Origin of the sequence: Stenotrophomonas sp. As-7, from assembly GCF_030291015.1 — a bacterium.
Classification (GTDB): Bacteria; Pseudomonadota; Gammaproteobacteria; order Xanthomonadales; family Xanthomonadaceae; genus Stenotrophomonas; species Stenotrophomonas lactitubi.
The window spans coordinates 1410248-1434346 of record NZ_CP127405.1; the positions used below are offsets into that span (position 1 = coordinate 1410248).

At 60.8% G+C, this 24099-nt stretch carries 29 protein-coding genes and 1 pseudogene; 17 read left to right on the forward strand and 13 right to left on the reverse strand.

Going from position 1 to position 24099, the window contains the following annotated elements:
* Positions 1-13: 13 nt before the first annotated feature.
* The 3 genes from trxA to QP457_RS06590 all read left to right on the forward strand — a co-directional run bounded on the left by trxA (position 14) and on the right by QP457_RS06590 (position 2324).
* Positions 14-343 (forward strand): thioredoxin, encoded by a 330-nt coding sequence (trxA, locus tag QP457_RS06580; protein ID WP_019338236.1) that lies wholly within the window; start codon positions 14-16, stop codon positions 341-343.
* A 57-nt stretch (positions 344-400) separates the two neighbouring features.
* Positions 401-766: a thioredoxin family protein gene (locus QP457_RS06585; RefSeq protein WP_205404880.1), complete on the forward strand. Its 366-nt coding sequence runs from the start codon at positions 401-403 to the stop codon at positions 764-766.
* 115 nt (positions 767-881) lie between these two features.
* Positions 882-2324 carry a dihydrolipoyl dehydrogenase gene (locus tag QP457_RS06590; protein WP_205404879.1) on the forward strand — a complete coding sequence of 481 codons (1443 nt, stop codon included), beginning with the start codon at positions 882-884 and terminating at the stop codon, positions 2322-2324.
* Positions 2325-2537: 213 nt separating this feature from the next.
* Here QP457_RS06590 and QP457_RS06595 read toward each other — a convergent pair whose 3' ends face one another.
* Positions 2538-3062 (reverse strand): DUF1993 domain-containing protein, encoded by a 525-nt coding sequence (locus QP457_RS06595; protein WP_205404878.1) that lies wholly within the window; start codon positions 3060-3062, stop codon positions 2538-2540.
* A 367-nt stretch (positions 3063-3429) separates the two neighbouring features.
* On the opposite strand from QP457_RS06595, the gene QP457_RS06600 reads away from it, so the two are divergent.
* Both QP457_RS06600 and QP457_RS06605 read left to right on the forward strand, forming a co-directional pair.
* Positions 3430-4209 carry a CHAD domain-containing protein gene (locus tag QP457_RS06600; protein WP_205404877.1) on the forward strand — a complete coding sequence of 260 codons (780 nt, stop codon included), beginning with the start codon at positions 3430-3432 and terminating at the stop codon, positions 4207-4209.
* Between the two features lie 403 nt (positions 4210-4612).
* Positions 4613-5002 carry a hypothetical protein gene (locus tag QP457_RS06605; RefSeq protein WP_286041341.1) on the forward strand — a complete coding sequence of 130 codons (390 nt, stop codon included), beginning with the start codon at positions 4613-4615 and terminating at the stop codon, positions 5000-5002.
* 321 nt (positions 5003-5323) lie between these two features.
* Here the strand turns inward: QP457_RS06605 and QP457_RS06610 are convergent, their stop codons facing one another.
* Positions 5324-6223 carry a LysR substrate-binding domain-containing protein gene (locus QP457_RS06610; RefSeq protein ID WP_205404876.1) on the reverse strand — a complete coding sequence of 300 codons (900 nt, stop codon included), beginning with the start codon at positions 6221-6223 and terminating at the stop codon, positions 5324-5326.
* Positions 6224-6350: 127 nt separating this feature from the next.
* Here QP457_RS06610 and QP457_RS06615 point away from each other — a divergent pair, with 127 nt between their 5' ends.
* From QP457_RS06615 to QP457_RS06625, 3 genes are read left to right on the forward strand one after another with little or no spacing between them, the layout of a single operon-like run.
* Positions 6351-6911 (forward strand): hypothetical protein, encoded by a 561-nt coding sequence (locus QP457_RS06615; protein ID WP_205404875.1) that lies wholly within the window; start codon positions 6351-6353, stop codon positions 6909-6911.
* Positions 6904-7230 (forward strand): hypothetical protein, encoded by a 327-nt coding sequence (locus QP457_RS06620; RefSeq protein ID WP_141057193.1) that lies wholly within the window; start codon positions 6904-6906, stop codon positions 7228-7230. The genes QP457_RS06615 and QP457_RS06620 overlap by 8 nt, the downstream gene beginning before the upstream one ends.
* 9 nt (positions 7231-7239) lie before the next feature.
* The gene (locus QP457_RS06625) at positions 7240-8091 is read left to right on the forward strand and encodes an MBL fold metallo-hydrolase (protein ID WP_100434267.1); all 852 of its coding nucleotides are present in this window, start codon (positions 7240-7242) and stop codon (positions 8089-8091) included.
* Between the two features lie 127 nt (positions 8092-8218).
* Here the strand turns inward: QP457_RS06625 and QP457_RS06630 are convergent, their stop codons facing one another.
* Positions 8219-8551: a helix-turn-helix domain-containing protein gene (locus QP457_RS06630; RefSeq protein ID WP_205404874.1), complete on the reverse strand. Its 333-nt coding sequence runs from the start codon at positions 8549-8551 to the stop codon at positions 8219-8221.
* A 62-nt stretch (positions 8552-8613) separates the two neighbouring features.
* Between QP457_RS06630 and QP457_RS06635 the strand changes: the two genes are divergently transcribed.
* A complete protein-coding gene (locus tag QP457_RS06635) occupies positions 8614-9657 on the forward strand; it encodes an NADPH:quinone reductase (RefSeq protein WP_258317347.1) in 1044 nt (347 codons plus the stop codon).
* Between the two features lie 208 nt (positions 9658-9865).
* On the forward strand, positions 9866-10315 hold the full coding sequence (locus QP457_RS06640; RefSeq protein WP_100434270.1) for a BLUF domain-containing protein: 450 nt from the start codon (positions 9866-9868) through the stop codon (positions 10313-10315).
* 49 nt (positions 10316-10364) lie between these two features.
* On the opposite strand, the gene QP457_RS06645 is transcribed toward QP457_RS06640, so the two are convergent.
* Genes QP457_RS06645 through QP457_RS06655 form a run of 3 tightly spaced genes read right to left on the reverse strand, consistent with a single transcriptional unit; the run spans position 10365 to position 12152 of the window.
* Positions 10365-10727, reverse strand: coding sequence for a response regulator (locus QP457_RS06645; RefSeq protein WP_205404873.1), 363 nt, complete (start codon positions 10725-10727; stop codon positions 10365-10367).
* A 1-nt stretch (position 10728) separates the two neighbouring features.
* Positions 10729-11871, reverse strand: a complete 1143-nt coding sequence (locus QP457_RS06650; RefSeq protein WP_205404872.1) for a PAS domain-containing sensor histidine kinase — start codon at positions 11869-11871, stop codon at positions 10729-10731.
* Positions 11872-11915: 44 nt separating this feature from the next.
* Positions 11916-12152, reverse strand: a complete 237-nt coding sequence (locus tag QP457_RS06655) for a hypothetical protein (RefSeq protein ID WP_205404871.1) — start codon at positions 12150-12152, stop codon at positions 11916-11918.
* A 269-nt stretch (positions 12153-12421) separates the two neighbouring features.
* Here QP457_RS06655 and QP457_RS06660 point away from each other — a divergent pair, with 269 nt between their 5' ends.
* From QP457_RS06660 to ligD, 5 genes and pseudogenes are all read left to right on the forward strand, one after another.
* Positions 12422-13336 (forward strand): NAD(P)/FAD-dependent oxidoreductase, encoded by a 915-nt coding sequence (locus tag QP457_RS06660; protein WP_205404870.1) that lies wholly within the window; start codon positions 12422-12424, stop codon positions 13334-13336.
* Positions 13337-13432: 96 nt separating this feature from the next.
* Positions 13433-13942, forward strand: coding sequence for a DUF892 family protein (locus QP457_RS06665; RefSeq protein ID WP_205404869.1), 510 nt, complete (start codon positions 13433-13435; stop codon positions 13940-13942).
* 51 nt (positions 13943-13993) lie between these two features.
* Positions 13994-14896: a manganese catalase family protein gene (locus tag QP457_RS06670; protein WP_205404868.1), complete on the forward strand. Its 903-nt coding sequence runs from the start codon at positions 13994-13996 to the stop codon at positions 14894-14896.
* A gap of 654 nt (positions 14897-15550) precedes the next feature.
* Positions 15551-15727, forward strand: coding sequence for a DUF3606 domain-containing protein (locus tag QP457_RS06675; RefSeq protein ID WP_205404867.1), 177 nt, complete (start codon positions 15551-15553; stop codon positions 15725-15727).
* A 12-nt stretch (positions 15728-15739) separates the two neighbouring features.
* Positions 15740-18295 (forward strand): annotated as a pseudogene (ligD, locus tag QP457_RS06680) (DNA ligase D).
* A 39-nt stretch (positions 18296-18334) separates the two neighbouring features.
* Here the strand turns inward: ligD and QP457_RS06685 are convergent.
* Genes QP457_RS06685 through QP457_RS06695 form a run of 3 tightly spaced genes read right to left on the reverse strand, consistent with a single transcriptional unit; the run spans position 18335 to position 20080 of the window.
* The gene (locus QP457_RS06685) at positions 18335-18889 is read right to left on the reverse strand and encodes an isochorismatase family cysteine hydrolase (RefSeq protein WP_205404866.1); all 555 of its coding nucleotides are present in this window, start codon (positions 18887-18889) and stop codon (positions 18335-18337) included.
* A gap of 1 nt (position 18890) precedes the next feature.
* On the reverse strand, positions 18891-19529 hold the full coding sequence (locus tag QP457_RS06690; protein WP_205404865.1) for a DUF6766 family protein: 639 nt from the start codon (positions 19527-19529) through the stop codon (positions 18891-18893).
* Between the two features lie 53 nt (positions 19530-19582).
* On the reverse strand, positions 19583-20080 hold the full coding sequence (locus QP457_RS06695; RefSeq protein ID WP_205404864.1) for a ferritin-like domain-containing protein: 498 nt from the start codon (positions 20078-20080) through the stop codon (positions 19583-19585).
* Between the two features lie 764 nt (positions 20081-20844).
* Here QP457_RS06695 and QP457_RS06700 point away from each other — a divergent pair.
* Positions 20845-21249: a BLUF domain-containing protein gene (locus QP457_RS06700; protein ID WP_240196482.1), complete on the forward strand. Its 405-nt coding sequence runs from the start codon at positions 20845-20847 to the stop codon at positions 21247-21249.
* Between the two features lie 229 nt (positions 21250-21478).
* Here QP457_RS06700 and QP457_RS06705 read toward each other — a convergent pair whose 3' ends face one another.
* The 3 genes from QP457_RS06705 to QP457_RS06715 form a co-directional block, all read right to left on the reverse strand.
* Positions 21479-21901 carry a low affinity iron permease family protein gene (locus QP457_RS06705; protein ID WP_205404862.1) on the reverse strand — a complete coding sequence of 141 codons (423 nt, stop codon included), beginning with the start codon at positions 21899-21901 and terminating at the stop codon, positions 21479-21481.
* Positions 21898-22152: a hypothetical protein gene (locus QP457_RS06710; RefSeq protein WP_205404861.1), complete on the reverse strand. Its 255-nt coding sequence runs from the start codon at positions 22150-22152 to the stop codon at positions 21898-21900. Before QP457_RS06710 ends, QP457_RS06705 begins: the two co-directional genes overlap by 4 nt.
* 418 nt (positions 22153-22570) lie before the next feature.
* Entirely contained in the window at positions 22571-22849 is a 279-nt protein-coding gene (locus tag QP457_RS06715; RefSeq protein WP_100434271.1) for a hypothetical protein, read from the reverse strand.
* A 64-nt stretch (positions 22850-22913) separates the two neighbouring features.
* On the opposite strand from QP457_RS06715, the gene QP457_RS06720 reads away from it, so the two are divergent.
* Complete coding sequence (locus QP457_RS06720) at positions 22914-23528, forward strand: hypothetical protein (protein WP_205404860.1); 615 nt, start codon at positions 22914-22916, stop codon at positions 23526-23528.
* Positions 23529-23714: 186 nt separating this feature from the next.
* On the opposite strand, the gene QP457_RS06725 is transcribed toward QP457_RS06720, so the two are convergent.
* On the reverse strand, positions 23715-24083 hold the full coding sequence (locus tag QP457_RS06725; protein ID WP_205404859.1) for an H-NS histone family protein: 369 nt from the start codon (positions 24081-24083) through the stop codon (positions 23715-23717).
* Between the last annotated feature and the right edge of the window lie 16 nt (positions 24084-24099).

Sequence of the window (24099 nt, forward strand, 5' to 3'; positions counted from 1 at the left end):
GATGAGGTGTGACATGGCAACCCGTAGCACGACAACCTTCGACTTCGAGTCCGACGTCATTGAAAGCAAGACGCCGGTGCTGGTGGACTTCTGGGCCCCTTGGTGCCCGCCTTGCCGAGCCATCGCCCCTTCCTTGGAAGAGATATCCGATGAGCTTGAAGGCAAGCTCCACGTGGTCAAGGTCGATATCGATCAGAACCCGGAGTTGGCTCAGCGATTTGGGGTGCGGTCCATCCCTACCTTGAAAGTGTTCGTGGATGGCAAGGTCGCCAAGGAGATCGTCGGCGCGATGCCTAAGCAGGCTTTGCACGAGCAGATCGCTCCGTTCGTAAAGGGCGAGTAAGCCACAACCAAGCGGGCGTCCTCTATGGGGCGCCCGCGTAGCAAAGAAGGTGAAGCGATGAACACGTCCGTGCCTTCATGGGTTGGGAAGGTGGAAGAAGTGAACGCCATGGGATTCAACCGCATTGCGCGCTCTACAGCCGATCCTCTTCTGCTCTACATAGGGGCACCATGGTGTCCTCCCTGCAAGACGATGGAGCCTGCTTTCGCTACCGCCGCCGAGGCAATGGGCACAAAGGCCCGATTCCTCAAGGTGAATGCAGCGACGGATCCGCAGCTGTTGGACTCGTTGAAGGTCGCTGCTGTACCGATGCTCCTGATGTATGACGAGCAAGGTCAAGAAGTTGGCCGCCTCCTGGGCTTGTTGTCCGCACCGCGTATCGCGCAGTGGGCTCAGAAGCGACTCGATAGCGCACGCCAATAGTCGACAACCGAATACTCTCAAACGCTCGAATCGGCCGTTCACAAGTGAAGGTCGGTTTAGTCTCCGCCGATCGTGCTGCAGGCCACTGCAATGCACTGACGAAAAGAGGTCTCAGATGAATCGTATCAAGGTTGATGTCGCTATCATTGGCGCCGGAAGTGCCGGAATGACAGCCTACCGCGCGGCCAAAGCGCATACCGACAGCATTGTGGTGATCGAAGGAGGCGTCTACGGAACCACCTGTGCGAGGGTTGGCTGCATGCCGAGCAAACTGCTCATCAGTGCCGCAGATGCTGCTCATATGTTGACGTTGGCGCCGAGCTTTGGCGTCATGCCTGGAGCAATCAAGGTCGACGGACGGGAAGTAATGGCTCGGGTGCGCCGCGAGCGCGATCGCTTCGTCGGCTTCGTTGTGGAGTCGGTAGAAGCGTGGCCGGAGGAGCACCGCCTGCGCGGCAAGGCGATGTTCCTCTCCCCTCATGAGCTTCTAGTCGGGTCATCCACCATCGTCGAAGCTGATCGCATCGTTGTAGCGACAGGGTCCAGCCCCTTCGTTCCGGAGGGATGGCGTGAGGCGCTGGGCGACCGGCTTCTTGTGAACGATGACGTTTTTGAGTGGACTGATCTGCCCAGCTCAGTGGCCGTTGTTGGCAGCGGGGTCATCGGCCTTGAGTTGGCACAGGCCCTGCACCGCCTTGGAGTGACGGTTCGCCTTTACGGTCGCAGCCGGCTCATCGGACCGCTGAGCGACCCAGTGGTTGCGGCGGAGGCCACACGCATCTTCTCTGCAGAAGTTCCTGTGAGCCTGGGCGCAACGGTCACACCCTCGCGCACCGAGGATGGTCGAGTATTGGTGGTCTCCGAGAATTCTGAGGGTGTTCGCAGCACCGAGACATTCGACTTCTTGATTGCCGCGACAGGTCGTAAGCCCAACATGCTCGGAATCGGCTTGGACAAAGCCGGTATCGGTTTGGACAGCTACGGACGGCCCATGGTCGACCGCGCTACCGGTCAGAGCACCTGCCCGCACATCTTCGTTGCCGGGGATGCCAATGGGATGGCCGATATCCTTCATGAGGCCGCAGACGATGGCCGCATCGCAGGTGACAACGCGGGCCGCTATCCAAACGTGCGCCCCCGTCCACGCAGGGCACCACTGGGGATCGTGTTCTCCAACCCCCAGATCGCGATGGCGGGCGCCACCTTCCGGCAGTTGACCGAGAGTGGCGCGGCCTTTGAGGTTGGAGAGGCATCGTTTGCTGATCAAGGGCGCAGCCGGGTCATGCTGGAGAACCACGGGGTAATCCGTGTCTACGCCGACAGCGCCACAGGAACCTTCTTAGGTGCAGAGATGGTCGGCCCATCGGCCGAACACATTGGCCACCTGCTTTCGTGGAGCGTTCAGCGGCGAGATACCGTCCAGCAGATGATCGACAGTCCGTTCTATCACCCGGTTGTCGAGGAAGGTGTTCGGACGGCTTTGCGTCAAATACAGCGCAAGCTGGTCATCCCACCGCCACCGCCGGAAGCCTGTTTGGATTGCTTGCCAGGCTCTTGAGTAGAGAGGTGCGGTCGACCGGGGGCCAGCAGAATCCTGATGGCTCTCTCCGGCATTGGGATCTGCTCCCTGGCTAGCTCAGGGCCAGCCGCTTCGGGGCAGGGCGCCGATATCCTCCTGTCCTCAAAACCGTAGGCGATGTTCACTATGCACTTGCCACGTTGTCCAGATCGGCTGCCGCCCCGCAGACTTCGTCGGGGCTAGCTGCATGGTTCAACCGCCTTGTCGCATCCAGGCGAACATGTGCGGCACGTAATCGGCTTTTCCCAGCGGCACACCGTTGTGGCGCAGGATGCTGTAAGCGGTGATCAGGTGAAAGTAGAACTGCGGCGTGGCCCAGTTTGCGGCGTATTCGCCTCCGTTCATGTCGAAGGCAAGGCCGTCAGCCAGCTCGATTGCCACTTCACGCGAGGCGCTGGCATCGATGACCGCTGCGTCGACTGCGGCCAAGTGGTCCAGTGTCTGATCGATCAGCGCACGCGCCTGATCCATGTCGTGGGGTGCATGAAGTAACGGCAGCGGCTCTCCACTGAGTCGGCAGCCCGCTTCGCGTGCCTGGGTGCAGGCGAACTGTATCTGCTTGGACAGCGGGTGCATGTCCGGCGCCAAGCGCGCTGAGAGCAGGTTGCGCGGGTCATAGCCGATGGCCAGCGCATGTGCGTCGGCCTTGTCCAGCTGGCCTTTGAGCGCGCGAAGCATCTGCGCAAAACCGCAGATGGTCATTTGATGGATGGTCATGGTGCTTCCGAGTGCTTAAGACAGGGCTTTGTTGTGAATGGCGCGGGCGTTGGTCTGCTATCGACCATTATTCACTGGAAGCTGCCTACCGAGGGATCGCAGAGAACTGTCCATCGTGGAACAGAGACGAAACGCCTGCTTGAGTGGCCCATAGGTCCGGCACGGCAACGGAGCTCAACACCGTATGGAACCATACGCAGGTTCCGAGCCGCTCTGCATTGGCTGCAAGGCCTGCGCGCCACGCAAGGGGTAGACATGGGGATGACGTTTAGGACAACAAGCCGCGGATGTCAGGCTTGGGATTCAGAAAATTGCAAAGGACTGGGGTTAGAACTACTGTTCTCAAGCAGTCTCCGGAGACGTAGAGATGCCAGTCAGTGCGGTTGGCGCAAAGGCGCTCGAGTTGGCGCAACACGAGTGCTCAGCTATCGCTGCAGCGCTGTGCCCGGGCGCCGGCGTCCATGAATCCGTGCATGGCGCGCGCAAAGGCATCCGGCGGCTGCGGGCTTTGCTGCGGCTTTTCGATGCCTCCGATCTGGATCTGGCTACAGAGGACCAACGCCTCCGCAGGATTGGAAAGGGCCTCTCGGCCTTACGAGACAGCCATGTTGTGATCGAATCGGCGCGAGGGATGGAAAAAAAGTATCCAGACTTGCCATGGGGAACGATTCTGCGAAGGCTGGATGCCCGACGTGAGCACGTGCTGGCAGCGGAGCTCGACAAGGACCCAAGCTTTGCCCGCCGTCGGAAGGCAGTTCAGAAGGTGGCTGAGCTACTGAGCACGCAGCCTTGGCCCGAGGTGAAGAGCGATGCGATCTGGGCTGGCTATAAGCGCAGTGAGCGACGTGTGGTGAAGGTGCGAAAGAAAGCGGCTGGCTCGGACGACGTCGAAGTCCTCCACCGTTGGCGAAGGGCGGTGCGCAGGCTGCGTATGCAAATAGAAGCCATGCAGGCCCTCGGCGTGGATGTTTCATCTAAGAAGGCGGTTGGGAAGGCCAAAGTGCTTCACCAGCTCAGTGACCGCCTCGGGCGGCGCCAGGACCTGCGGATGCTTCGCAATTTGGTTAGGGTAATGACTGGCATCGAGCACCGAAAGCTGCTCATCGCGGCCATTGAGGAAGAGTTGGCCCGTGCGGTGCCTAACTGAGTTCGTGAACTCAACATCAGGCTCAAGAGTCAGTCCTTTGGCGTCTAGAGAGGGCCCTAAAGAACCGGAGCGCCCGGCCGATACCCGGTTTTGGAATGCACTAATTACTGCGGGAGCGGAGCGCTCACATCCGAGTCTGGAGATTCCAGGGACAGGATATGGCCGTTCTGCGGATCGCTGGCCGCCAAGAGGCAGCCGCCCAGGACGTGTTCGCTTTCCATGGTTCCATATTGCCAGCCGAGTTCGGTGCTTAGGAAAAGGCAAAATAGGGGTTGGAGCTGCCCTTCCTCAAGGTTCTCTAGCCGGCTAGAGAGCCCTTCATGGTTGAATATTTCTAGCCAATACACAAATAAACCGCCGCAGTTGAGGTTGTTCTTGATACGGCGAAAGGAAAGGAAGTCAAGTGGCTGACTACAGGAAAACTCTGACGTTTGAGGTCATCGGCGGCGAGCGGGGCATCTTCTTGCAATGCAATAAATCCGAGGCCGTATCCCAAGTGTTTCGTTTGCTTCCAAAAGGAGCAGCCCAGGCTGTCTTGGGTGAGGTGAAGGTGTGGCACCCTCGAAAAGGTGATGAGAAGGCCAAGCCCAAGAATATTCATTTCGTCATTAAGGACGAGGGTGTGTATGAGGTCACCAATCAGCCGAAGTTGGCAGGCTTCTACCTGTTTACAAAGGCATCGGGCGGTCGCATGACCTATCTGGCGATCAGCTCGGCGGAGAGGATTGCGCTCCTGGCAGCCCCGGCTGGAGCAAATCTGGAATCGATGCTCACTGCCTTGAGAAAACCGTAGCTTGCTTGGATATAGCGTTTCCGTAGCAGGAAGCCATCTGGGGTGGCGCCACGTCGAAGCTTCACGCGGAAGAACGGCTCAATGCCAGTGTGTTCCCAGCGGTAGCTGAGGGGGGGGGCAACCTGGTTCGATTGAGCGATGGGGTCCGAGCTTTAGGCTGTCATTGATCCCAAGGCGCCTGCTGCCAGCGCCTTAGTAGGAAGTCGCTGAAGGCCGTCAGTCGGCGGGGCACAGGCTCTCGCCGCGCCCGCACGACGCTGATCTTCGAGGGGATGGCCTTCCGCGCATGTCGGCGCGAGTCCTCACGGAGTGGTCGTCAAGTCAGTCTTCCATCCGAGCTGCGCGGGCCTCTTCCTGCAACCAGTGTGCAAACGCTTGCACTGGACCGGCAGTCAAACCGATCGGTTCGGACAGCACCAGGCAGAACGTCTTGGACACTGCCTCGCCTTGCGGCCATGGCGCCACCAGCCGACCTTGCGCCAGCTCTGCCTCCACGTAAAGGCGTGGCACCAGAGCAACCCCGAGGCCTGCAAGCGCTGCTTCAATCAACATCGCATGAAGGTCGTAGCGTGCTCCCACCGCTGGGTTGGTGAGGGATATGCCTGAATCCTTGGCGTAGCGCTGCCAAGCACCGGGGCTTTGTCGTCGGTGTAGCCGCGGCAGTTGATCCAGCGAGACGCGAGCCTTTGCGCCCTTGATGAGCGCGGGATGGCACACCGGCACCAGCACTTCCTGCAGCAGCGGGTAAGTGCGCATACCCACCCAGGCTGGGTGCTCGAAGTGCACGGCGGCGTCGAATCCACTGCCGGCAAGCGCGAACGGGTCAGTGCGCTCGGAAAGGTGCACGGTGATGTTCGGGTGTGCGCGGCTAAACGCGGGCAGGCGAGGGATAAGCCATCGCAACGCGAAGGTGGGCGTCACGGCAATGTCCAGGTTTGCAGCGTCCTTCGGTTGGCCCATCAGGTATTGGCTGTCCCGGTCCAAGCGGTCCAGCGACTCGCGGACTTGGGCGGCGTATCGCTCGCCATTGGGCAGCAGGCGGACGCGATTGCCGACCCGCTCAAATAGGGGGACCCCCAAGAAGGATTCCAGCCTACCGATCTGGCGGCTGATGGCCCCCTCGGTGAGGGAAAGCTCTTCCGCTGCCCGCGCGAAGCTGCCGTGGCGGGCGGCGGCCTCGAAGGCGGTCAGGGCGGTGCTGCTGGGAATCTTCCTGCGCATGGGGTTTCAGCGTGATCTTTTGTCACTGAAGCATACCGAAACGTCGATTTGATGTGAGCTAATGCAGGCCTAGCATGACGGGACATCAACAAGGGGCGCGCGCACAAGCCGGCCCAGGAGTGTTCCCATGATTTACGCCGTTGAATGCAGCTATTCCGACTCCGCCAGCGAGGAGGAATGGAACGACTTCTACAGCCTGCACAAACTGCCTGCGCTCATTTCCGTGCGGGGGTTCCACACCTCGCAGCGCTTCAGGGCATGTGGTGCGGGGTGCCCGACCTACCTTGCCCTTCATTCGATAGACGGCCTGGAGGTCTTGCAGGGGGACGAGTACGCCAGGAAGGGAGGGGGCAACTTCGCACGCTGGCAGCATCACATCACCAACTGGCATCGCAACCTATACAGTGGCTTGGATCGGGCCCCCGCCGTCGAACAGGGCGATTACCTACTGGTGAGTCGCGTCGGCCCTGAGCCGCTCATTGCGATGGGGACTGCATTCGAGGCCTTGCATGCGGTTGCGCTCGATCACGCGCCCGCAGCGCTCTGGCTTGCGAGCGTCCCGGCGGGGCAAGTTCCGGTCGTGGAGTCCCTTCCTGGCGGTGTGCACGCGTATACGCCCATGACAGCACAACTCAAGTGCGTGTCCGAGGCAGGCCGGTCAGGGGCGGAGCCGCACCCAAATGCCTAGGCTCTCGATCTACTTCACCGAGGAGCGGATGCCGGCGAAGGACAGTCTGGACGCGCTCACTGAGCAATGCGCGGTGCTGTGCACGGACGTGCTGGGTGCTGCGTTGGACAACGTGCACATCCTTTACCTGGCTGCGCGGCAGGGACGGGGCCATCCGGCGTCCGCGGAACTGGCCTACCGACTGGGACCGGGTAGGACGCCCGAGCTCATGGACGCATTCATGCGGCAGCTCGATCTGGCCATCCAAGACCATGCAGGGCTGACGGCGCGCATCCGTTGCTTTGGCTACGCCAATGATGCCCTCCACGCACGAAACTGACGAGCAGCCATGAACGCATCCATCGTTGAACGGGCTCTACCCACCCTCCAGATCGGTGGCTTCCTGATCCAAGCGATCAGCGATGGCCATCTGACCGCCAGTTTGGATCTGCTCTCCCACATTGATCCGGCCGAGGCCGCGCAGCTACAGCTGAAGGCAGGGGTCAGCGACCCGTCCTCGATCCACATCAACACCTACCTGGTGCGGGGGAAGGACCGCACGATCCTCATCGACGCCGGTGCCGGGGGGATCAAGGGCTGGGGAGGGGAACTGAGGGTCAATCTGTTGCGAGCCGGTGTGCAGCCCGCGGATGTGGATACGATCCTGCTCACGCATGCGCATCCTGATCATGTTGGCGGTCTACTCGATGCTCAAGGTTACCCCGTCTTCGCCAATGCGGAGCTGCTCATACACCCACGCGAGCTGTCCTTCTGGGAGGACGACGGCAACCTTGCCCGCAGCAATGATCGTGCCCGGGGCAACTTTCTGCTCGCACGGCAGGTGTTCGCCGGATATCGCCGCAACCTGCGCTTGTTGGCCGAGGGCGATGTACTGCCCGGTATCAGTATGGTTCCGCTGTCAGGCCATACGCCAGGGCACACCGGCTATCGGGTGGAATCGGAGGGCTGCAGTGCGTTGATCTGGGGTGACATCGTGCATTTTCCCCACATCCAAATTGCCCGGCCCGACGTATCCATCGCATTCGACCAGGATCCGCAGCGGGCTGCAGCGGCCCGTTCAGCGCTTTTGGATATGGTCAGTGCAGATCGGTTGATCGCGGCCGGCATGCACTTGGGTGAGCTGGGGTTTGCTCGCATCCAGCGCATCGGAAGGAGTTATGCCTTCACCTACGCCGGATGAAGAAGGACTGGTTGTTGTAAGGGCAGCGTCCGCTCCTGGCCGAAAGCAGCCGTCCAGGACGGCGCCTAGAGTCGGAAACAAACTATGCGCTAAGCCGAGCACATTGCGAACCGCGATCCCAACAGGGCTAGTCGTTCCTGCTGGCCAGATAGTGCTCCCCCCAGGACTTCATTGCTTCCAGCGTCGGTGCCAGCGTGGTGCCTAGCGCCGTCAACGTGTATTCAACGCGTGGTGGAACTTCTGCGAACACTTCGCGTCGAACGATGCCGCTTGCCTCAAGCTCGCGCAGCTGCAAGGTCAGCGAGCGCTGGGTCACTCCGCCGATCAGTTTTCGCAGTTCCCCAAACCGTTTGGTTCCGCTCAGCAGGTAGTGAACGATCAACGGCTTCCACTTGCCACCCGCGATGTCCACGGTGATTTCTACGGCACATTGGTACTCGGGAGGGGCGCTACGGGGCATGACTGCTCCAATGGGATACTTTGTATCCCTATATATACAAAGTGTGCCTAGTTGTAAAACGGATGCTTGCCTCCGATATTGCTGACCCCGAAGGAGTCCCTTCGCAATCAGAGAGAAAGCCCGTGAGAGCTGCGTACTACGACCGCCAGGGCCCGGCCGATGTGGTGCTTCGTGTCGCCGAGCTGCCGACCCCGCAACCCGGGCCAGGCGAAGTTCGGGTTCGGGTCCACATGTCGGGGCTGAATCCCACAGACCTCAAGGCCCGCACAGGGTTCTCTTCGGCGATGCCGTTTCCACGCATCATTCCCCACCAAGACGGGGCGGGTGTGATCGATGCGGTTGGCGACGCGGACGAGGTGGGTCGTCTAGGGCAACGGGTCTGGATCTATGAAGCCCAGCAGGGCCGGGCGAGCGGGACGGCAGCAGCGTTCGTGGTGGTGCCATCAGGGCATGCCGTGCCGCTGCCTGACGATGTCTCTTTCGAGGTGGGTGCATCCCTGGGCATCCCGGCACTGACAGCCCATCGCTGCCTCTTCGCCGATGGCGCCATCGACGGCCGAAGGGTGTTGGTGCAAGGCGGGGCGGGCGTGGTCGGCACCGCCGCCATCCTTCTGGCGAAGTGGGCGGGAGCCTGGGTCGCGGCAACGGTGATGAATCCCGAGCAGGCAATCATTGCCCGGGCGGCCGGAGCAGATCTGGTGCTGGACCGTCTGAACGACGATGTCGCCGACGCGATTCAAGCGACTACCCGGAATGCGGGCGTGGACCGCATCGTAGACGTCAATGTGAAGGCAAACCTCGATCTTGACCTCGCATGCCTCGCTTCTGGTGGGGTTATCAGCGCTTATGCAACCGTAGGGGCAACCGATGCGCTTTCACTGCCGCTGTTGCGTGCGATGGTGCACGGTTGCGTGCTCCGCTTCGTGTACATCTATTCGGTCCCTCAAGAAGCGAAAGACAACGCGATCAGGGACATCAACGCATGCCTTGCCAGCGGCGCCTATTCGCCCCATGTCGGCCTTAAGGTGGGGCTGGAGAAGATCGCCGAAGCGCACGGGGCACTTGAAGCGGGATCTGTCATGGGTAAAGTCCTCATCGCCATTTGAGCCAAGCCCTCGCCGGTGCATATGCGGGTCGGCTTCTGGCCGGAAGCGGACCTTGACCCGATGATTCAGAATGGCTAAAGAGGCTCCGCGCCGTTCTGGGCTTTTGTGAATCAGTCAGGAATGGCGTCGCACTTCCCACTGCTGCGCCAACCTTGCTGATTCAGTTTTGGTAACTTCTTCTGCTGATGGGGGCGACAAGGAGCAGTGGGTGCCAATTCGGGCGGTGGCGTATGTGAGTGAAGCTTCGGATCTTCTGACTGGAGACAAGCTGGGGCTGCAAGGTTCGAAGCTGGACGATCTGGTGGATGACGCTGCGCGCTTCAACCGCGACGCGGGCGTCAGCGGGGTGTTGCTCTTCGACGGTGCCAGGTTTCTCCAATACCTAGAGGGCCCGGCGGATGGGCTCGACGTTGCCTTCTCCCGCGTGCTCGGGGCCTCGAGCCACCTCCATCTGATTGAGTTGCAACGGGGCGCTGTGGCAGACCGGCGTCTGCCCTATTGGCCGATGAGGTGGCTACCCGTTGAAACGGACGAACTGAGCCGGGTGGCGGCCAGCGACTGGACCGCGTTCAAGGTACGGGGAGATGGCGAAGCACTCAACGCGACGGCAATTGACCGTCTGCTGTTCCTGGTCAGCCGGCGAGCGCTTGTCGACTAACAGGCGCACTGATGGCTGGAGCCCCGGGTTCCCGCGAATCTATCCTGCTTTAGTTGCCGCCTAGGTCTTCGTGGATGGCCGTGATGAGCTGGCGGAAGCGGTAAGGCTTGGGAAGGAAGCGCACCGTCTCGGGTAGCGTCGGCAGCTGCGATCGCTGGAGGCCCGAGACAAGCGTGACGCGGGCGCTGGGCTGGGCAATGGCCGCTGCGAACGCTACGTCCAGACCCGAAGCGCTGTCGGGCATGTTGAAGTCCGTCACAACCACGGCGAACTTAGAGCCGCCTTGGAGAAGGACGATGGCCTCGTCCCCGTTGCTTGCGGAGGTCACTTCGAACCCTTGCGAGGTGAGGGCCTCTACAACGACATTTCGAAGGTCGTCTTCGTCTTCGACAAACAGCACGTGGATCGGCATTTCAGTGCTCTGGTGCGGGGAAGCAAAGGCTGACGCAGGTTCCTTTTCCCGGCTCGCTCTTGAGCTCGGTGAAGCCACCCGATTGAGCCGTAAAGCCGAACACCTGGCTCAGGCCCAACCCGCTGCCTCTTCCGATGGGTTTGGTAGTGAAAAATGGTTCAAATACCCTGACTTGCTGGTCCACCTCAATGCCTGTGCCGTCATCCTGGACGCTTAAGCAGACGTAGGGGGATTTCGCAGCGTTGGGGAGCGTAGGATCCCGGGTCAGGCGCGCAGATGCTGTGATGGTGATCGTGCCGCCTTTCGGCATGGCATCGCGGCTGTTGCACACCAAATTAAGAACTGCGGCCTCCAGTTGGGCTTTGTCCAACGAGAGCGTGGGCAGTCCTCTTGGTATCTCGACGGTCAGAGCTATTGCTGCACCGGCGGAGCGGCGTAACAACGCCTCGCATTCAGCCATCATCGCTGCTAGGTCGACGGCCTCCGGCACCAAGGTCTGACCTTTGCCAAAAGTCAGTAGTTGCCGGGTAAGAAGGGCGCCGCGCTCGGCCGCCCGCTGTGCCGTGTCGATGAGCTTTGCCACCGCCCCGTCTTTCACCCGCATGCTGATCAAGTCCAGGCAATTGACCACGATCGTCAGCAGGTTGTTGAAATCGTGCGCCAGTCCTAAGGTGAACTTGCCGATGGCTTCCATCTTCTGGGCCTGCAGTAGGTCGCGCTGGGCTTGGAGCAGCTGCTCCTGTGCTTCGTGGCGCTCGGTGATGTCGCGCGTGATCTTGGCAAAGCCCATCAACTCCCCATCCTCCCAAATGGGATCGATCACGACGCTTGCCCGGAACCGAGTGCCGTCTTGTCGTAAGCGCCACCCCTCACCGATGTAACGCCCCTCCGCTGCCGCAGTCCGGAGGTTCCTTTCAGGTAAGCCGATTTCGGCTTCTTCAGGAAGGTAGAACCGGGAAAAATTAGTGCCCACCACGTCTGCGGCGACATACCCTTTGATGCGCTGGCCGCCGGGGTTCCATGTCTGAATCACGCCGGTCGGGTCCAGCATGTAGACCGCATAGTCCGTGACAGAGTTCACCAACATGGCGAACTGCCGGGATTCGTCCCTCAACACGGATTCGGGTTTCGCTGGTCGGGTCATGGGTCATCCTCGGCAGAGCCAGCAAATGGACTGCATGCGTGACGTCAGAGTGGGCAGCGCCGGTATTGACGTGCCCATGGCGCCTCCCCGCTATTGCGGTCCAAGCATCCAGTGCGCATCACGCAGTGTACGCGGGCATCTGGATCCGCGCTTGCCGCGATGTAGTTCAATGCTTCGGAAAGCATTCGAAGAAACTGCTGTTCAGGATAGACCGTTGCCCATGTGGGCAGCTTCTCTTCGAGTTGAGCGATCATCAAATCGATTTCCAGATGCGTGCTCACTGTTCTTGGTCCTCCAGTTGCAGAGTAGAGGCAAAAGCAGAGAACGCGGCGTATGGGAAGCCGGAGGGACCATACACGCGGCCTGAATACATGATTCACATGGTCTTCGCGCCAGCGGCAGGGCGGCACCTCTCGGCTCCTTCAGCGGTAACGGAGCAGGGCCGTCGTGTGACGAAACTGTCCCTATGACGGCATTTTTTTACACAGCCTCTCGACGCCCTGACCGGCAAAAGACCTTGGACCAACGCCGGGTGGTTCCAGGAACGCCGATGACCAACAACGTTGCCCCTTCGTCTGTAGATGCGGTCGTGATTGGCGGAAGCTTTGCCGGCATGTCGGCGGCGCTTCAACTGGCTCGAGCGTGCCGATCGGTGGTGATCATTGATCAGGACCAGCCGCGCAATCGCACCGCCAGCCTCGCGCACGGTTGCCTAGGCTGGGACGGGTGCTCTCCTAGAGACCTTCTGCAAACCGCCCGGCGGCAACTGGAAGCCTACAGTCGCGTGCGCTGGATCACGGATGAGGCTTCTGGTGCGCAAGGATCGGCTGGCCGTGGATTCCAAGTGATCTGCGCCTCTGGTCGGGTAGTTTCGGCTTATCGATTGATTCTGGCGCACGGGGTCGTCGATCAATTGCCGGATATCCCGGGCTTGATAGAACGGTGGGGAAAGGGGGTGCTGCACTGCCCCTACTGCCACGGCTACGAGATCTGTGGCGGTTCGCTGGGTCTTCTGGTCGCGCCAGATGACGATGCTCTGGCACATGTCAGGACCTTGCAACAGTGGGGGCACGTCACGGTCTTTCATCGAGGGGACCGAACTGAGGAGGCGCTGGGCCTGCTGGAAAAGGGGTTGAGCGGTATTGGTGCATCCTTGGAACGTTCGCCCTTGTTGTCAGTCTCCAGCGATGCGACGGCGGATCTTGCAGACGGTCGCAGGTCGGTGCTGCGCGCCCTTTTTCTACACCCGGAAACGACACTGAGTTCTCCCATCGCGCACCAACTGGGATGCCGCACCGAGTCGGCGGGCTGCATTTCCACCGATTCTGCCAAGCAGACCACTGTGGAGGGAGTATTTGCCTGCGGGGACGCAGCCAGGTTCGCAGGCAATATTGCCCTGGCCATTGGAGAGGGGGCACTTGCTGGCGTCGCAGCACATCGGTCTTTGTTGGGATTACTTGAGTAAAGAAGCGACGTGCGTTCGCCGTGCCATCACGGAGACGTCGCTTCATTGCGATGGCGCGGGCGATACGGTGGAGGTCCATCAACAAGGGAGATCCCCATGGCAGAGCTCAAAGAGAACCTGTTGGACTGGCTGCGCGACGCACACGCGATGGAGCAGCAGGCGGAAACCATGCTCAAGGGGCAGGCGTCCCGCATCGAGCATTACCCGGTGCTGAAGGCGCGCATCGAAGAGCACATCCAAGAAACCATCGGCCAGCGGGAACTGCTGGAAGGGTGCATCAAGCGCTTGGGTGGTTCGCCGTCGACCATCAAGGATGTGATGGGCAAGATGGCCGCCTTCGGTCAGGCCGTCGGTGGCATGACCGCGTCGGACGAGATCGTCAAAGGCGCGATGGCTGGCTACGTCTTCGAACACTTCGAGATCGCTTCGTACACGGCGTTGATTGCCGCTGCCAAGACCGCTGGCGACACCGAAACGGTGCGGGTCTGTGAGGAAATCTTGGTCCAGGAAGAAGCCATGGCCGACTGGCTGGCAGCCCACCTTCCTGAGGTTACCGAGGAATTCATGGTTCGCGATGCCACTCCAGGCGTCGAGGCAAAGAAGTAGACGCGCACTCCTGCACAACGCAAGTCCCAGCCATCGCCAGAGGACCACGTCATGTTCTTGCACCACAAAAAGCTGATGTACACCGTCCGGGTCGAGCGCTCTGATCCGGCGCTCGCCACGCTCATGCTGGAACAGTTCGGTGGCCCACAGGGTGAGCTCGCAGCCGCAATGCGTTATTTCACCCAAGCGCTGGGAGAAACGGATCCGGGAAGGAAAGATCTGCTCTTTGACATTGCCACTGAAGAGATCAGCCACCTGGAGATCATCGGCACCATCATCTCGATGTTGAACCAAGGTCCGAAGGCCGTCCAGTCCGAAGGCATGGCGGAAGCAGAAGACATGCGCAACTTGGGTGGCAACAGCACCAGTCACACCCAGCAGATCCTCTACGGCGGCGGCCCCGCGCTGGTGAACTCCAGCGGGGTGCCTTGGAACGCCGCCTACATCGATTCCATCGGAGAACCGACAGCGGATCTTCGTTCCAACATCGCTGCGGAAGCACGGGCCAAGATCGTCTACGAACGCCTCATCAACGTGACCGACGACCCGGGCATCAAGGACGCGCTGCGCTTCCTGATGACACGTGAGATCGCCCATCAGAAATCGTTTGAGAAAGCGCTCTACAGCATCCGTCCGAACTTCCCACCCGGCAAGATGCCAGGAGACCCCGCTTTCACCGATCTCTACATGGACATGTCCCAGGGCGAGGGCGACGTTGAGGGCAGTTGGAACAGCGGTGAGCTATGGGAGCGCGTGAGTGATCGCGATGCCCAGGCCGCGTTGGACGGTGGAGATGGCAACTGCTCAGTGGGTCTTTCCGAGCGTGAGGCGTTAGCGCTCGATGCGGCCAACCTGCGCACACTGTCTGACCCTGAAGAAGAACCGCTCACAGGAGCAGAACTGTCCACTGGCGACGGTGCGGGCGCGACGAAGAGCCCGGCACGGGAGCCGTGAAGAGCATGCTTCTTCACGCCGGTTCCTTCCAGTAGCCCTCTGACATGTGGGCGCCAAACAGCCAAGGTCTTGCATACGTCTTCTACCTCGCGTGGCTGGGCTTTGGCTGCATGGATTTCGCTATCCATCGCCGCACGGCCCTTCCCCTAACGTCGGGGGTGCGGGAGAGCGCGTTGCACGGCCTACAACTCCTTCTTGTCGGCGCGGGAGTGGTTCTGTGGGCTGCGCTGGACAGCTCCAGGGCCCTTGTAGCCCTACTGGCATGCCTCGCCGTTGCACATGGGGCTGCGGCCTACGCAGACACGGTGGTTGCCGATCAAGCCCGTCGTGTCACGCCGATGGAACAGCATGTCCACAGCATGCTCGATATCGCTCCTTGGGCTTTCGTGGGCTACACCGCATGGATCGCAGGGCCGACGTGGGCACTGACGTGGGCGCCCCGGCCAGCTTGGGTTTGGGCAGCCCTCGTTCTACCGACGTTACCAACGGTCGTCTTGCCGTGGATGGCTGAGTTTCGCGCTGCATGGCTGGCAAGGCGCGGTGATTAACAGGCCCTACTGGATCACGGAGCCGCAACGTGTCCTGTCCTAGAACGGCTTGGAAGGGCGAGCGTGTCCTTCTTACCTGACACAACGAAGACGTGAGGATTCGACAATGGCAGATGACAAAACCAAAACCGGCGCAGCCGACCGCGACCGCGTCAATGTAAACGAAGACTACGAGTTGCAGTATTGGACCAAGGCCTTGGGTGTCTCCGCCGACGAGCTGCGCGCGGCGGTCAAGGCCGTGGGGCCCACTGCCGCAGCCGTTCGAGAGCATCTGGGTAAGTGAGGAGGATCTACCGTGTCCTTGGTCGAATACCGCCGCAAACGTCGCTTTGACCAGACCAAGGAACCGGAGCCTGGCAAAGCGCTGCCCAAGGGGCAGCGCGCCATCTTTGTCGTCCAACTCCATCACGCCAGCCGGCGGCATTACGACTTCCGCCTGCAGGTCGGGGATGCCCTGAAGAGTTGGGCCGTGCCCAAGGGGCCCAGCTATGACCCCAAGGTCAAACGGATGGCGGTCGAGGTCGAGGACCATCCCGTCGACTACGCAAGCTTCGAAGGGGAAATCCCCAAGGGGCAGTATGGCGGGGGGCATGTGGCGCAGTTCGACCACGGCGTCTGGGCCACCCAAGGCGACCCAGAGGCCCAGCTTGCCAAGGGCCACCTGCGCTTTGAGCTGTTTGGCACCAAACTGAAAGGCGGGTGGCATCTGGTTCGATCCGGCAAGCCCGCCCGTCAGCCGCAGTGGCTGCTGTTCAAGGACGACGACGCGTTTGCAAGCGATCTGGAAGCGGACGATCTGCTGGCCGATGTGTCTGTTCCGCCTGCCGAAGACCTCAGGCGGGCTGGCGGCGGAAAGGCCGACAAGAAGAAACTCAAAGGCCTGCCCACCAAGCGGGCGCGCCGAAAGAACTGGGCCAAGAAGGCCATGTCGCTGTCCAAGGCGAAGGAGGCAGCCGCTCCCTCCGGCCCCTTCGAGCCCCAGTTGGCCAAGCTGGGGGAGGCTCCACCCCAAGGCGACCAATGGGTCCACGAGATCAAATGGGACGGCTATCGAATCTTGGCAACGGTCACCGACGGGACCGTCAGGCTCTGGTCCCGCAATGCTTTGGAGTGGACCGACAAGATCCCGGAGATACGCGATGCAGTGGCGGCATTGGGCCTCACCTCTGCTGCGTTGGATGGCGAACTCATTGCGGGGTCGGGCACCAAGGAGGACTTCAACCTGCTCCAGGCGACGTTGTCCGGGGAGGGGCAAGGCGCGCTGGCCTAAGCGCTCTTCGACCTGCTGCACATCGATGGCGTGGACGTGTCCGCCGCGCCACTCGTGGAGCGCAAAGCGCTGCTGCAGGAACTGCTGGACGGCCAAACAGGCCGAGCCGGCCACTTGGCCTTTAGCTCGCACGTTCAGGGCGACGGCAATGAAGCCTACCGGATGGCCGGCGAACAGCACTTCGAGGGCATCATTTCCAAGCGAGCGGACCGCGCCTATCACAGCGGCCGTAGCGACGACTGGCGGAAAACCAAGCAGTTGGCCAGCGATGAATTCGCGGTGGTCGGCTACACCGCGCCTAAAGGCGGCCGCAGTGGTTTCGGCTCGCTCCTGCTGGCCAAGCCCGACGACGAACACGGCTGGCTTTACGTGGGGCGGGTGGGCACGGGGTTCTCCGACGCGTTGATCAAGGACGTGAGCAAGAGAATCCAAGGGGGAGGCAAGAAGCCAACGGCCTACGTGCCCACGGAGGAAACCGATCTTCGCTCCGCCACGTGGTTCGAGCCGCGCTTCGTGGTGGAGGTGTTCTATCGTGGCGTCGGCGGACAGCAACTGCTGCGCCAAGCTTCCCTGAAGGCGGTGAGGGCCGACAAGGACGTGGCCGATCTGGCTGACTCAGACCGCGCCGCCCCGGCAACACCGGTCCGTGGGAAGCGGGCATTGACGTCGTCCTCCGCCCGCAAGGCTGCCGCGAAGCCGCCAGCCGATCGCGCGCCACCCAAGCTGTCTTCTCCTGGCAAAATCCTCTTCCCTGGCGATGGCTACACCAAGCAGGACGTGTGGGACTATTACTCGGCGGTCATAGATCACCTTCTACCAGAGGTGATCGACCGGCCGCTGTCGATCATTCGCTGTCCCGCCGGCACCGGCAAGCCCTGCTTCTTTCAAAAGCACCACACTGCCGGGCTGGAGTTGGTGGACTCGGTCAAGCTGAAGGAGGACAGCGGCATCAATGCCCACTACCTGGTGGTGCGCGACGCCGCCAGCCTGCTGGAGTTGGTCCAGTTCAACGCGCTGGAGTTCCACCCGTGGGGCAGCCATGCTGAAGAGCCCGACCGGGCCGACAGGGTGGTGTTCGACCTGGACCCTGGTCCAGACGTGCCCTTCGCAGAAGTCAAAAAGGCCGCAACCGATATCCGGAAGCTTCTCGCCCAACTGGAGCTTGAGTCCTTCCTGCGGGTCTCGGGAGGCAAAGGTCTCCATGTCGTGGTGCCCCTCAATCCGGGATGCGATTGGGATTTGACCAAGCGCTTTGCCAAGGGGTTCGCGGAGGCGTTGGCGCAGTCGGAGCCGCAGCGCTTCCTGGCCACCGCCACCAAGAGTCTGCGGAACAAGCGCATCTTCGTGGACTATCTGCGCAACGGTCGAGGCGCCACCGCTGTTGCTTCCTACTCCCTGCGGGGGAGGCCGGGCGCCCCGGTGGCCATGCCCTTGGCATGGAGCGAGTTGGCCAAGCTGAAGCGGGCCGATGCATTCACGATCACGGACGTTCCACCCAAGCTGAAACGGCGGCGCAGGGATCCGTGGGAAGGTATTGATTCGCTGAGTCAGAACCTGGCTCGCTGGGCCCAAGAAGAGTGATTGCTGGCCGCTACGCCAGTTTCTGCCTCGGCATACCCATCAGTTGAATCCCAAGCTTGGGAGGAGCGAACTCGCGGAGACCACGCGCGCTGCACCGGATTGGCTGAGCACGTCCAAAGACGCGCTTCTGCGCTCGGGCAAGCATGCCACCGCCTGATCCACCACCAAGCATTCGTACTCCCTTGAGTTGGCATCAATGGCCGTAGCGAGCACGCATGAGTCTAGCGCCATTCCCGTCAGTACCAGCGGGCCCGCTTCCAATTTCTGCAGCAGAATTTGAAGCGGTGTGGATAAGAATGCCGAGTGCTTGGGCTTCAATACCGAGTAGTGATCGGGCTTGGGAAACAACACGCGGGCAATGTCGTGGGGCGCTCCAGGCGTCCGCAAGCATTCCTCGGTCAGCTCGCGGAAGCCACACTTCCAGTTCCCAAAGTTGTCATTGGCGTAGATGACAGGCCAGTCCCTTTTGTCGAAAGCCTCGCGGATGGGATGGAGCGCGTGCGCCGCCTCAACAGCGAGAGGGGACAGGCGCTCTCCGTCTGGAAAGTCGAAGCGGCTGAACAGGTCAATGATCAGTAGGGCTGGGGTGGGCATGTTAGTCCCCGGTCTGGGCGTGCGGAGCCTCTACAGGCTTGGATTGGGGCGAGTCCTTCTGCCTCAGGAAAATCGTTAAAACGACCAGCGCCAGCACGGCCAAGAACTCGCTTTGCCAGTTCTGCATTGATTCAAACCAGAAGTCGCTGCTGAAGAAGTGGTCCAGGAAGGAGGGAGGCAACGTCCCCTGCAGTCGACCCTCGTCGCATTTTGCACGCCAACTCCCCAACGCGTGCAGCCCAAAAGACATCGCAAATAGGGCGAAGAACACGATCGCAAGTGAATGCTCATAGAGGCGTTTCCACATGCCGCCCCGACGCACCGGCCAAGGAGTTCGGCCCTTTTCCACCCGAGGTTGCTCTTGAGAGGGGTCCAACGGACGGGACTCCGCGGAGCCCTGCTGCCGCAGACGCACCGTCAACAGCACATACATTCCCATCTGCAGGAACTCGCTTTCCCAGTTCTCAAACGTGGCACTGCTGAAGTGGCCGGTCGCCAAGTAGGGAAGCAAGCCGAGAGTGTGCGCCCCGTGCTGAGACAGTTCTTCGTTGTGGACCTGCCATCCGGTCAGCGCTTGGGCGACCAGAAATACGGCCATCAATGCCAGTAGCACCAAGGACAAGCCGTTTCGACGCCACATCGTTGTACTCCTAAAAGGCGGGCCCGAAGACCCGCCTTGGTTACAGGTATTTCTTAAGCGGCCTTTGCGGCGTCCTGGTTGCCACCCTGCTCGGCGAGAAGGGTCAGCTTCTCGTCGGTGGATTTCTCTTCTTCCAAGGTCTCCAGCAGATACGGCAACGCATCCTTGTAGCCGAGCTGCTTGGCCAAGGCTGCGATGGTGCCGTAGGACGCGATTTCGTAATGCTCGACCTTCTGCGCGCCGCCGATCAGCGCAGCATCACGGACTGGGCCCTTCTCAATTGAATCAATGACTTCCTTCCCTTCTTCGACCAGTCCCTCCATCGCCGCGCACTTGATCCGCTTCAGGCGGATGCCCAGGATTTCCACCACCTGGTCGATGCGTTCAATCTGACCTTGCGTCTCTTCCAAGTGCGTTTCAAAAGCGGCTGCGAGGTCTGGGTTGGTTGCAGCCCGGGCAAGGCGGGGGAGGGCCTTGGTCAGCTGCTTCTCTGCACTGTAGATGTCCGAGAGCTCGTGGACGAACAGATCTTCTGCGGTCTTGATGGCCATGTCTCGCTCCTTCCTGCTGTTAGTAAAAGAGAGACCAACATGAACCTGCGCCCTCAAAGAAGGCGTCAACGCTTCGCCTTGGATACGTGAGTCCATGTGAAGGGTTGTTTGATGCTGACTGATTAAGGCAGCGCGGTGCCGTGCCGGCGACGGTTAGCGGTAATCTAAGAATCAGCGAGATCATACCGGCAAGGAACGATGGGACGGCAGAAGTGGGATGAGCAGTTGGACTCGCTATGCAGCGCCTTGGACGGGATTCAAACCACATCTGAGCTTGAAGCCTTCGCACGCGAGATTGGCCTTGTATGCGCACCGTTGGCAGGGGCAACTTGGCGACTCTGGAAAGGACAATCGATGGGCGCCAGCGTGGAAATCGTCATGGCTCCGTCCGCCGCGTCTCCGGAAATGTGGGATATGTCCGTCTTGGTTACGTCCGGGCCACGGGTGGAACATGTTCGGCGTAGGCCCTTGAAACTTTGAGCATAGAAGACTCGCTCTTAGCGGTGGCCCCAAATGCGATCGCTTCCTTCGTAGGTCAGGTTGATGATGTCTGTCACCGCCTCTTGCCATTGGGCGTCCTGCTCTTTTCAATCAACCTTCGAAATCGAGGCCATCCTCGTTTGACTGACCGCGAGAAGCGCCGCCCGAGGCGAGGAGTGTTTGCTAGCGCATCTTCGATCCCTCACTCGGCGCTTCTAATGGGGGGGGGGGTACTGTGCTGGCTCGCTGAGGAGAAATTTGTGCCCTTTCGAGCAGTTGGCTACATGAGTCAGGCGAGACAGCCTTGGAACCGCGACCAGTTGGACTCGCTGGTTCAGCGAGCGGCCGCCTTTAATCTGGAAGCCGACGTCACCGGAGTGCTGCTCTTTGATGGCGTCAGCTTTCTGCAATACATCGAGGGACCTGAGGATGGGGTCGCACGGGCTTACAGGCGCATCTTGTCGTCAGAATTCCACTCCGAAATCGTGGAGCTTGGACGCGGCACGATTGGAAGCAGACTACTGCCTTACTGGTCTATGCATTGGCTCCTGGCCGACCCCAGTCAGCTTCTCTCCGTAGCCCGTGCCGACTGGACTGGGTTCGTTAGATCAACCAATCCTTCCCCCCGGCGGTCAACCGCAATGGACCGGCTTCAGATTTATCTGCATCCCTATATCGCACGCCCGTAATAGCATCTAACGCATCGGCGTAACCCGCCGGGACAGAGCTGGGCGCCCTGGTGTCCTCCCCGCTTTTTGCTACATCCATCATCGCGTGCAGGAGTGGCCGCGAGCGCATTTGGTATCGCACCTGCCGCTGCGCCGGCCCACCGCCACCGGAGTGGCTGGAAGACCCCGCGGAGCGGGGCCTTTCGTCAGGGCAGCTGTAAGCGCGTGCACAGCGTCAAAGCAGCACTGTTCAGGCCTTTGCAGCCGAGTCTCCATCGCAAGGCATGCATCGCTCCTTCTTGGATTTGATATCAGCGGCTGTCTTCGCTAGCGCCTCGTAGCGCTGGCGGATTTCCTCAAGGTGCGTCGGTTCCATCGACTCCAGGTTCAACAACTCCTGGTTGGCGCCCTTGCTGACCCGGATCAGTTCATCCAGTTTGATGTGCAACGCGGCGGTATCTGCGTTTTGCGTGTGCTGAATCAAGAACACCATCAGAAAGGTGACGATGGTGGTGCCAGTGTTCACCACCAGCTGCCACGTGTCATTGAAGTGGAATGCGGGCCCGCTAGCGGCCCAGGTGATGATCACGCCCAGCGCCGCGACGAACGCGCCGAGGCTGCCAGACAAGCGCGCCGTTGCAGCCGCTACGCGCGCAAATCCGCGGCGGATCACTGGTCTCCTCCCGCGGCCTCCTCATCCGGTCGACGATCTGGCAGTTTGACGCGCTCTCCAAGACGCTTCTCTTTCTGTTCCGGAGTTGGCGCGGCGACGAACGGAGAAATGGGATCACTGGCGGGGAAGGTCTCCTGCAGTGCTTCGTCATGATTGCGGTGGTTGTGCAGCTTCGCCTGCAGCGGGCTGACCGGATTGGTTTCCTGGGCTTCCTGCTCTGGGAGAGGAAGGTCTTTCTGATCGCGATGCATGTTGTGTCTCCAGGTTGGGCGCCACTGTTGAGGTGGTGTGCCTAGCATAGGAACTCCGCCGTGATCGGTCCCATCAAGAGTGAGGCAACGTGGCGTCAAGCCTTCAGGCAACAATCGTTAACACTTGCCCTGTCGCTGGCGCCTCGATGGGGGCGCCAAGGCCGGGCCCAGCCCTATAAAATTTGCCGGCGCGAAATCCGTGTTGCCCGGCGACGCATACAGGCAGAGCAGCGCGGATAGATTCGTCGGTGCCAATGGCCTTGGATTGATACCTGCGAATGCATCGCGGAGAGGACGGCTGTCTGCTTCTGGAGCAAAGCGCCTTGCTGCAGGGACCATATCGCGCAGTTCAGACAAACCTTCCGTGTAGTTGACCCAGTAATCGGGCCCGACAGTGGTCACTACCTGTAACCGCTTGCTAGCCGGCTCCCACGTCACCAACTACTACTTCACGGGTTAAGTTGCGCATTGCCTGCTGCATAGCCCCGTTGAAGGCAAACCCCTCTTCTCCTGCGTGGGCATCTGCAGCGCCAGCGAGCGTCATCCCCCATGCCAGTGAAAGCACTTGCGGGTTCGGGTGGCTGGCGATGACCGCCCGCAGCCCATATTCCAAGGCCTTGATGTAGCCGCGGTGGGCTTCCAGGTCGGCCTCGCATGCCTCAAGGCGCGCGGCCAGCTGTTCTAGGGAAAGTTCCATAGGAGGGCTCGACAGGTGTGGGGGCAAGATTGGATAGTGGGGGAAAGGCCGCCAGACTTTACCCATGAGCATCCTCAACGTTTTGCTGAGCGCTGACCAGTTGGTTGTGACGGTGGATACCTGGGCGGAGGACGCCATAAGCGGTCAAGCTTCGGCGGGGGCAAAGGTGCTGCTCATTCCTCAGCACCAAATCTTGCTGGCGACCCGAGGGTCGGCCCAGTTCTTCCTGCGCATCTACCAGCTTTCGTTGGAGGCCAGTTTTCGAGCGGACTTCACCCTGGAACAGCTAGCAGCGGAGTTGGGGCGGGTCATTGACCAGCTTTGGCCGAACTACGCCAAGGCCGTGGCTGAAGCGGGCTTGGCGGCAGAATATTGCACCACGGAGCTGGTGCTGGGCGGATGGTCCCCCAAGAACGGACGCATGATGGCCACCGCCTATGCCAAACACGACGCGGCGGTGCCCGCAGTGGTCCAGCCGATCACGGGGCAGCTCTCGTCGCCTGGTGAGCCTTTGCAGGATTGGCCGCCCTCAATGGCCACGCCGGCCCTGTTTGAGGCGGGCCGGCGGCAGGCGCAGTGGCTTAACGAAAGGACGGGCCGGCGAGTGGCCGGAGGACGGTTGTTATTAGGGTTTCTTCAGCCGGGCCAAGCCGTCGTGAAAGACCTCGGCGCTCTTTAAAGCTGGGCTATCGCTTCCCGTGGTTGGAAGATCCGAGCATTCGCAGGTAGGCAGGGCCGATCATTGCGCCAGCCAGAGCGCATTCGCCGTCCCTGGCAAGCGGTCTCAAAATTTTCCATGCGCCCGTGCGAGCTGACAAAGGGTCTGGGCCTTGTGTCGCCTTCGACTTTTGACCAGCGCTTTGGACTACTTGATCAGGAACTCGCTGGGCGCCTTCCCTTTCTGGACCAGCGCAGCAAGCCACCTTGGTTGGCGGCCACGGCCGGACCATGTTTCGCTAGGGTTGGCCGGATTGCGGTACTTGGGAGCGACCTTGCTTCCGGCCGACTTCGTGGGCTTGCGGCCGGTGCGCTTCTTGGAGATATCGGAAGAGGCCGTTGAAACCGCTCCGTAAAGCTCTTCAATGGTGTAGCCGTGGTCTTTGACATACTGGTTGATCTTGGCTCGCATGGCGGCAGCCTTGGGCCGAGTCAGCACCTTGGTTTGCTGCTTTTCTGCCTGAGCGATCAGGGCTTTGAGTTCTTTGGCCGACAGGCCGCTGACATCGATGGTCATCTGTGTGGTCCAAGCG

Bases quoted from the DNA above. Each gene is read 5' to 3' on its own strand.
- QP457_RS06630 (WP_205404874.1), bottom strand. From the start codon at position 8,551: ATGCCCCGTAGCGCCCCTCCCGAGTACCAATGTGCCGTAGAAATCACC.
- QP457_RS06585 (WP_205404880.1), top strand. From the start codon at position 401: ATGAACACGTCCGTGCCTTCATGGGTTGGGAAGGTGGAAGAAGTGAAC.
- QP457_RS06595 (WP_205404878.1), bottom strand. From the start codon at position 3,062: ATGACCATCCATCAAATGACCATCTGCGGTTTTGCGCAGATGCTTCGC.
- QP457_RS06625 (WP_100434267.1), top strand. From the start codon at position 7,240: ATGAACGCATCCATCGTTGAACGGGCTCTACCCACCCTCCAGATCGGT.
- QP457_RS06650 (WP_205404872.1), bottom strand. From the start codon at position 11,871: ATGACCCGACCAGCGAAACCCGAATCCGTGTTGAGGGACGAATCCCGG.
- QP457_RS06635 (WP_258317347.1), top strand. From the start codon at position 8,614: ATGCTTGCCTCCGATATTGCTGACCCCGAAGGAGTCCCTTCGCAATCA.
- QP457_RS06710 (WP_205404861.1), bottom strand. From the start codon at position 22,152: ATGCATCGCGATCAGAAAGACCTTCCTCTCCCAGAGCAGGAAGCCCAG.
- QP457_RS06600 (WP_205404877.1), top strand. From the start codon at position 3,430: ATGCCAGTCAGTGCGGTTGGCGCAAAGGCGCTCGAGTTGGCGCAACAC.
- QP457_RS06690 (WP_205404865.1), bottom strand. From the start codon at position 19,529: ATGTGGCGTCGAAACGGCTTGTCCTTGGTGCTACTGGCATTGATGGCC.
- trxA (WP_019338236.1), top strand. From the start codon at position 14: ATGGCAACCCGTAGCACGACAACCTTCGACTTCGAGTCCGACGTCATT.
- QP457_RS06590 (WP_205404879.1), top strand. From the start codon at position 882: ATGAATCGTATCAAGGTTGATGTCGCTATCATTGGCGCCGGAAGTGCC.
- QP457_RS06610 (WP_205404876.1), bottom strand. From the start codon at position 6,223: ATGCGCAGGAAGATTCCCAGCAGCACCGCCCTGACCGCCTTCGAGGCC.
- QP457_RS06700 (WP_240196482.1), top strand. From the start codon at position 20,845: ATGAGTCAGGCGAGACAGCCTTGGAACCGCGACCAGTTGGACTCGCTG.
- QP457_RS06615 (WP_205404875.1), top strand. From the start codon at position 6,351: ATGATTTACGCCGTTGAATGCAGCTATTCCGACTCCGCCAGCGAGGAG.
- QP457_RS06665 (WP_205404869.1), top strand. From the start codon at position 13,433: ATGGCAGAGCTCAAAGAGAACCTGTTGGACTGGCTGCGCGACGCACAC.
- QP457_RS06670 (WP_205404868.1), top strand. From the start codon at position 13,994: ATGTTCTTGCACCACAAAAAGCTGATGTACACCGTCCGGGTCGAGCGC.
- QP457_RS06660 (WP_205404870.1), top strand. From the start codon at position 12,422: ATGACCAACAACGTTGCCCCTTCGTCTGTAGATGCGGTCGTGATTGGC.
- QP457_RS06675 (WP_205404867.1), top strand. From the start codon at position 15,551: ATGGCAGATGACAAAACCAAAACCGGCGCAGCCGACCGCGACCGCGTC.
- QP457_RS06620 (WP_141057193.1), top strand. From the start codon at position 6,904: ATGCCTAGGCTCTCGATCTACTTCACCGAGGAGCGGATGCCGGCGAAG.
- QP457_RS06685 (WP_205404866.1), bottom strand. From the start codon at position 18,889: ATGCCCACCCCAGCCCTACTGATCATTGACCTGTTCAGCCGCTTCGAC.
- QP457_RS06645 (WP_205404873.1), bottom strand. From the start codon at position 10,727: ATGCCGATCCACGTGCTGTTTGTCGAAGACGAAGACGACCTTCGAAAT.
- QP457_RS06725 (WP_205404859.1), bottom strand. From the start codon at position 24,083: ATGACCATCGATGTCAGCGGCCTGTCGGCCAAAGAACTCAAAGCCCTG.
- QP457_RS06720 (WP_205404860.1), top strand. From the start codon at position 22,914: ATGAGCATCCTCAACGTTTTGCTGAGCGCTGACCAGTTGGTTGTGACG.
- QP457_RS06715 (WP_100434271.1), bottom strand. From the start codon at position 22,849: ATGGAACTTTCCCTAGAACAGCTGGCCGCGCGCCTTGAGGCATGCGAG.
- QP457_RS06695 (WP_205404864.1), bottom strand. From the start codon at position 20,080: ATGGCCATCAAGACCGCAGAAGATCTGTTCGTCCACGAGCTCTCGGAC.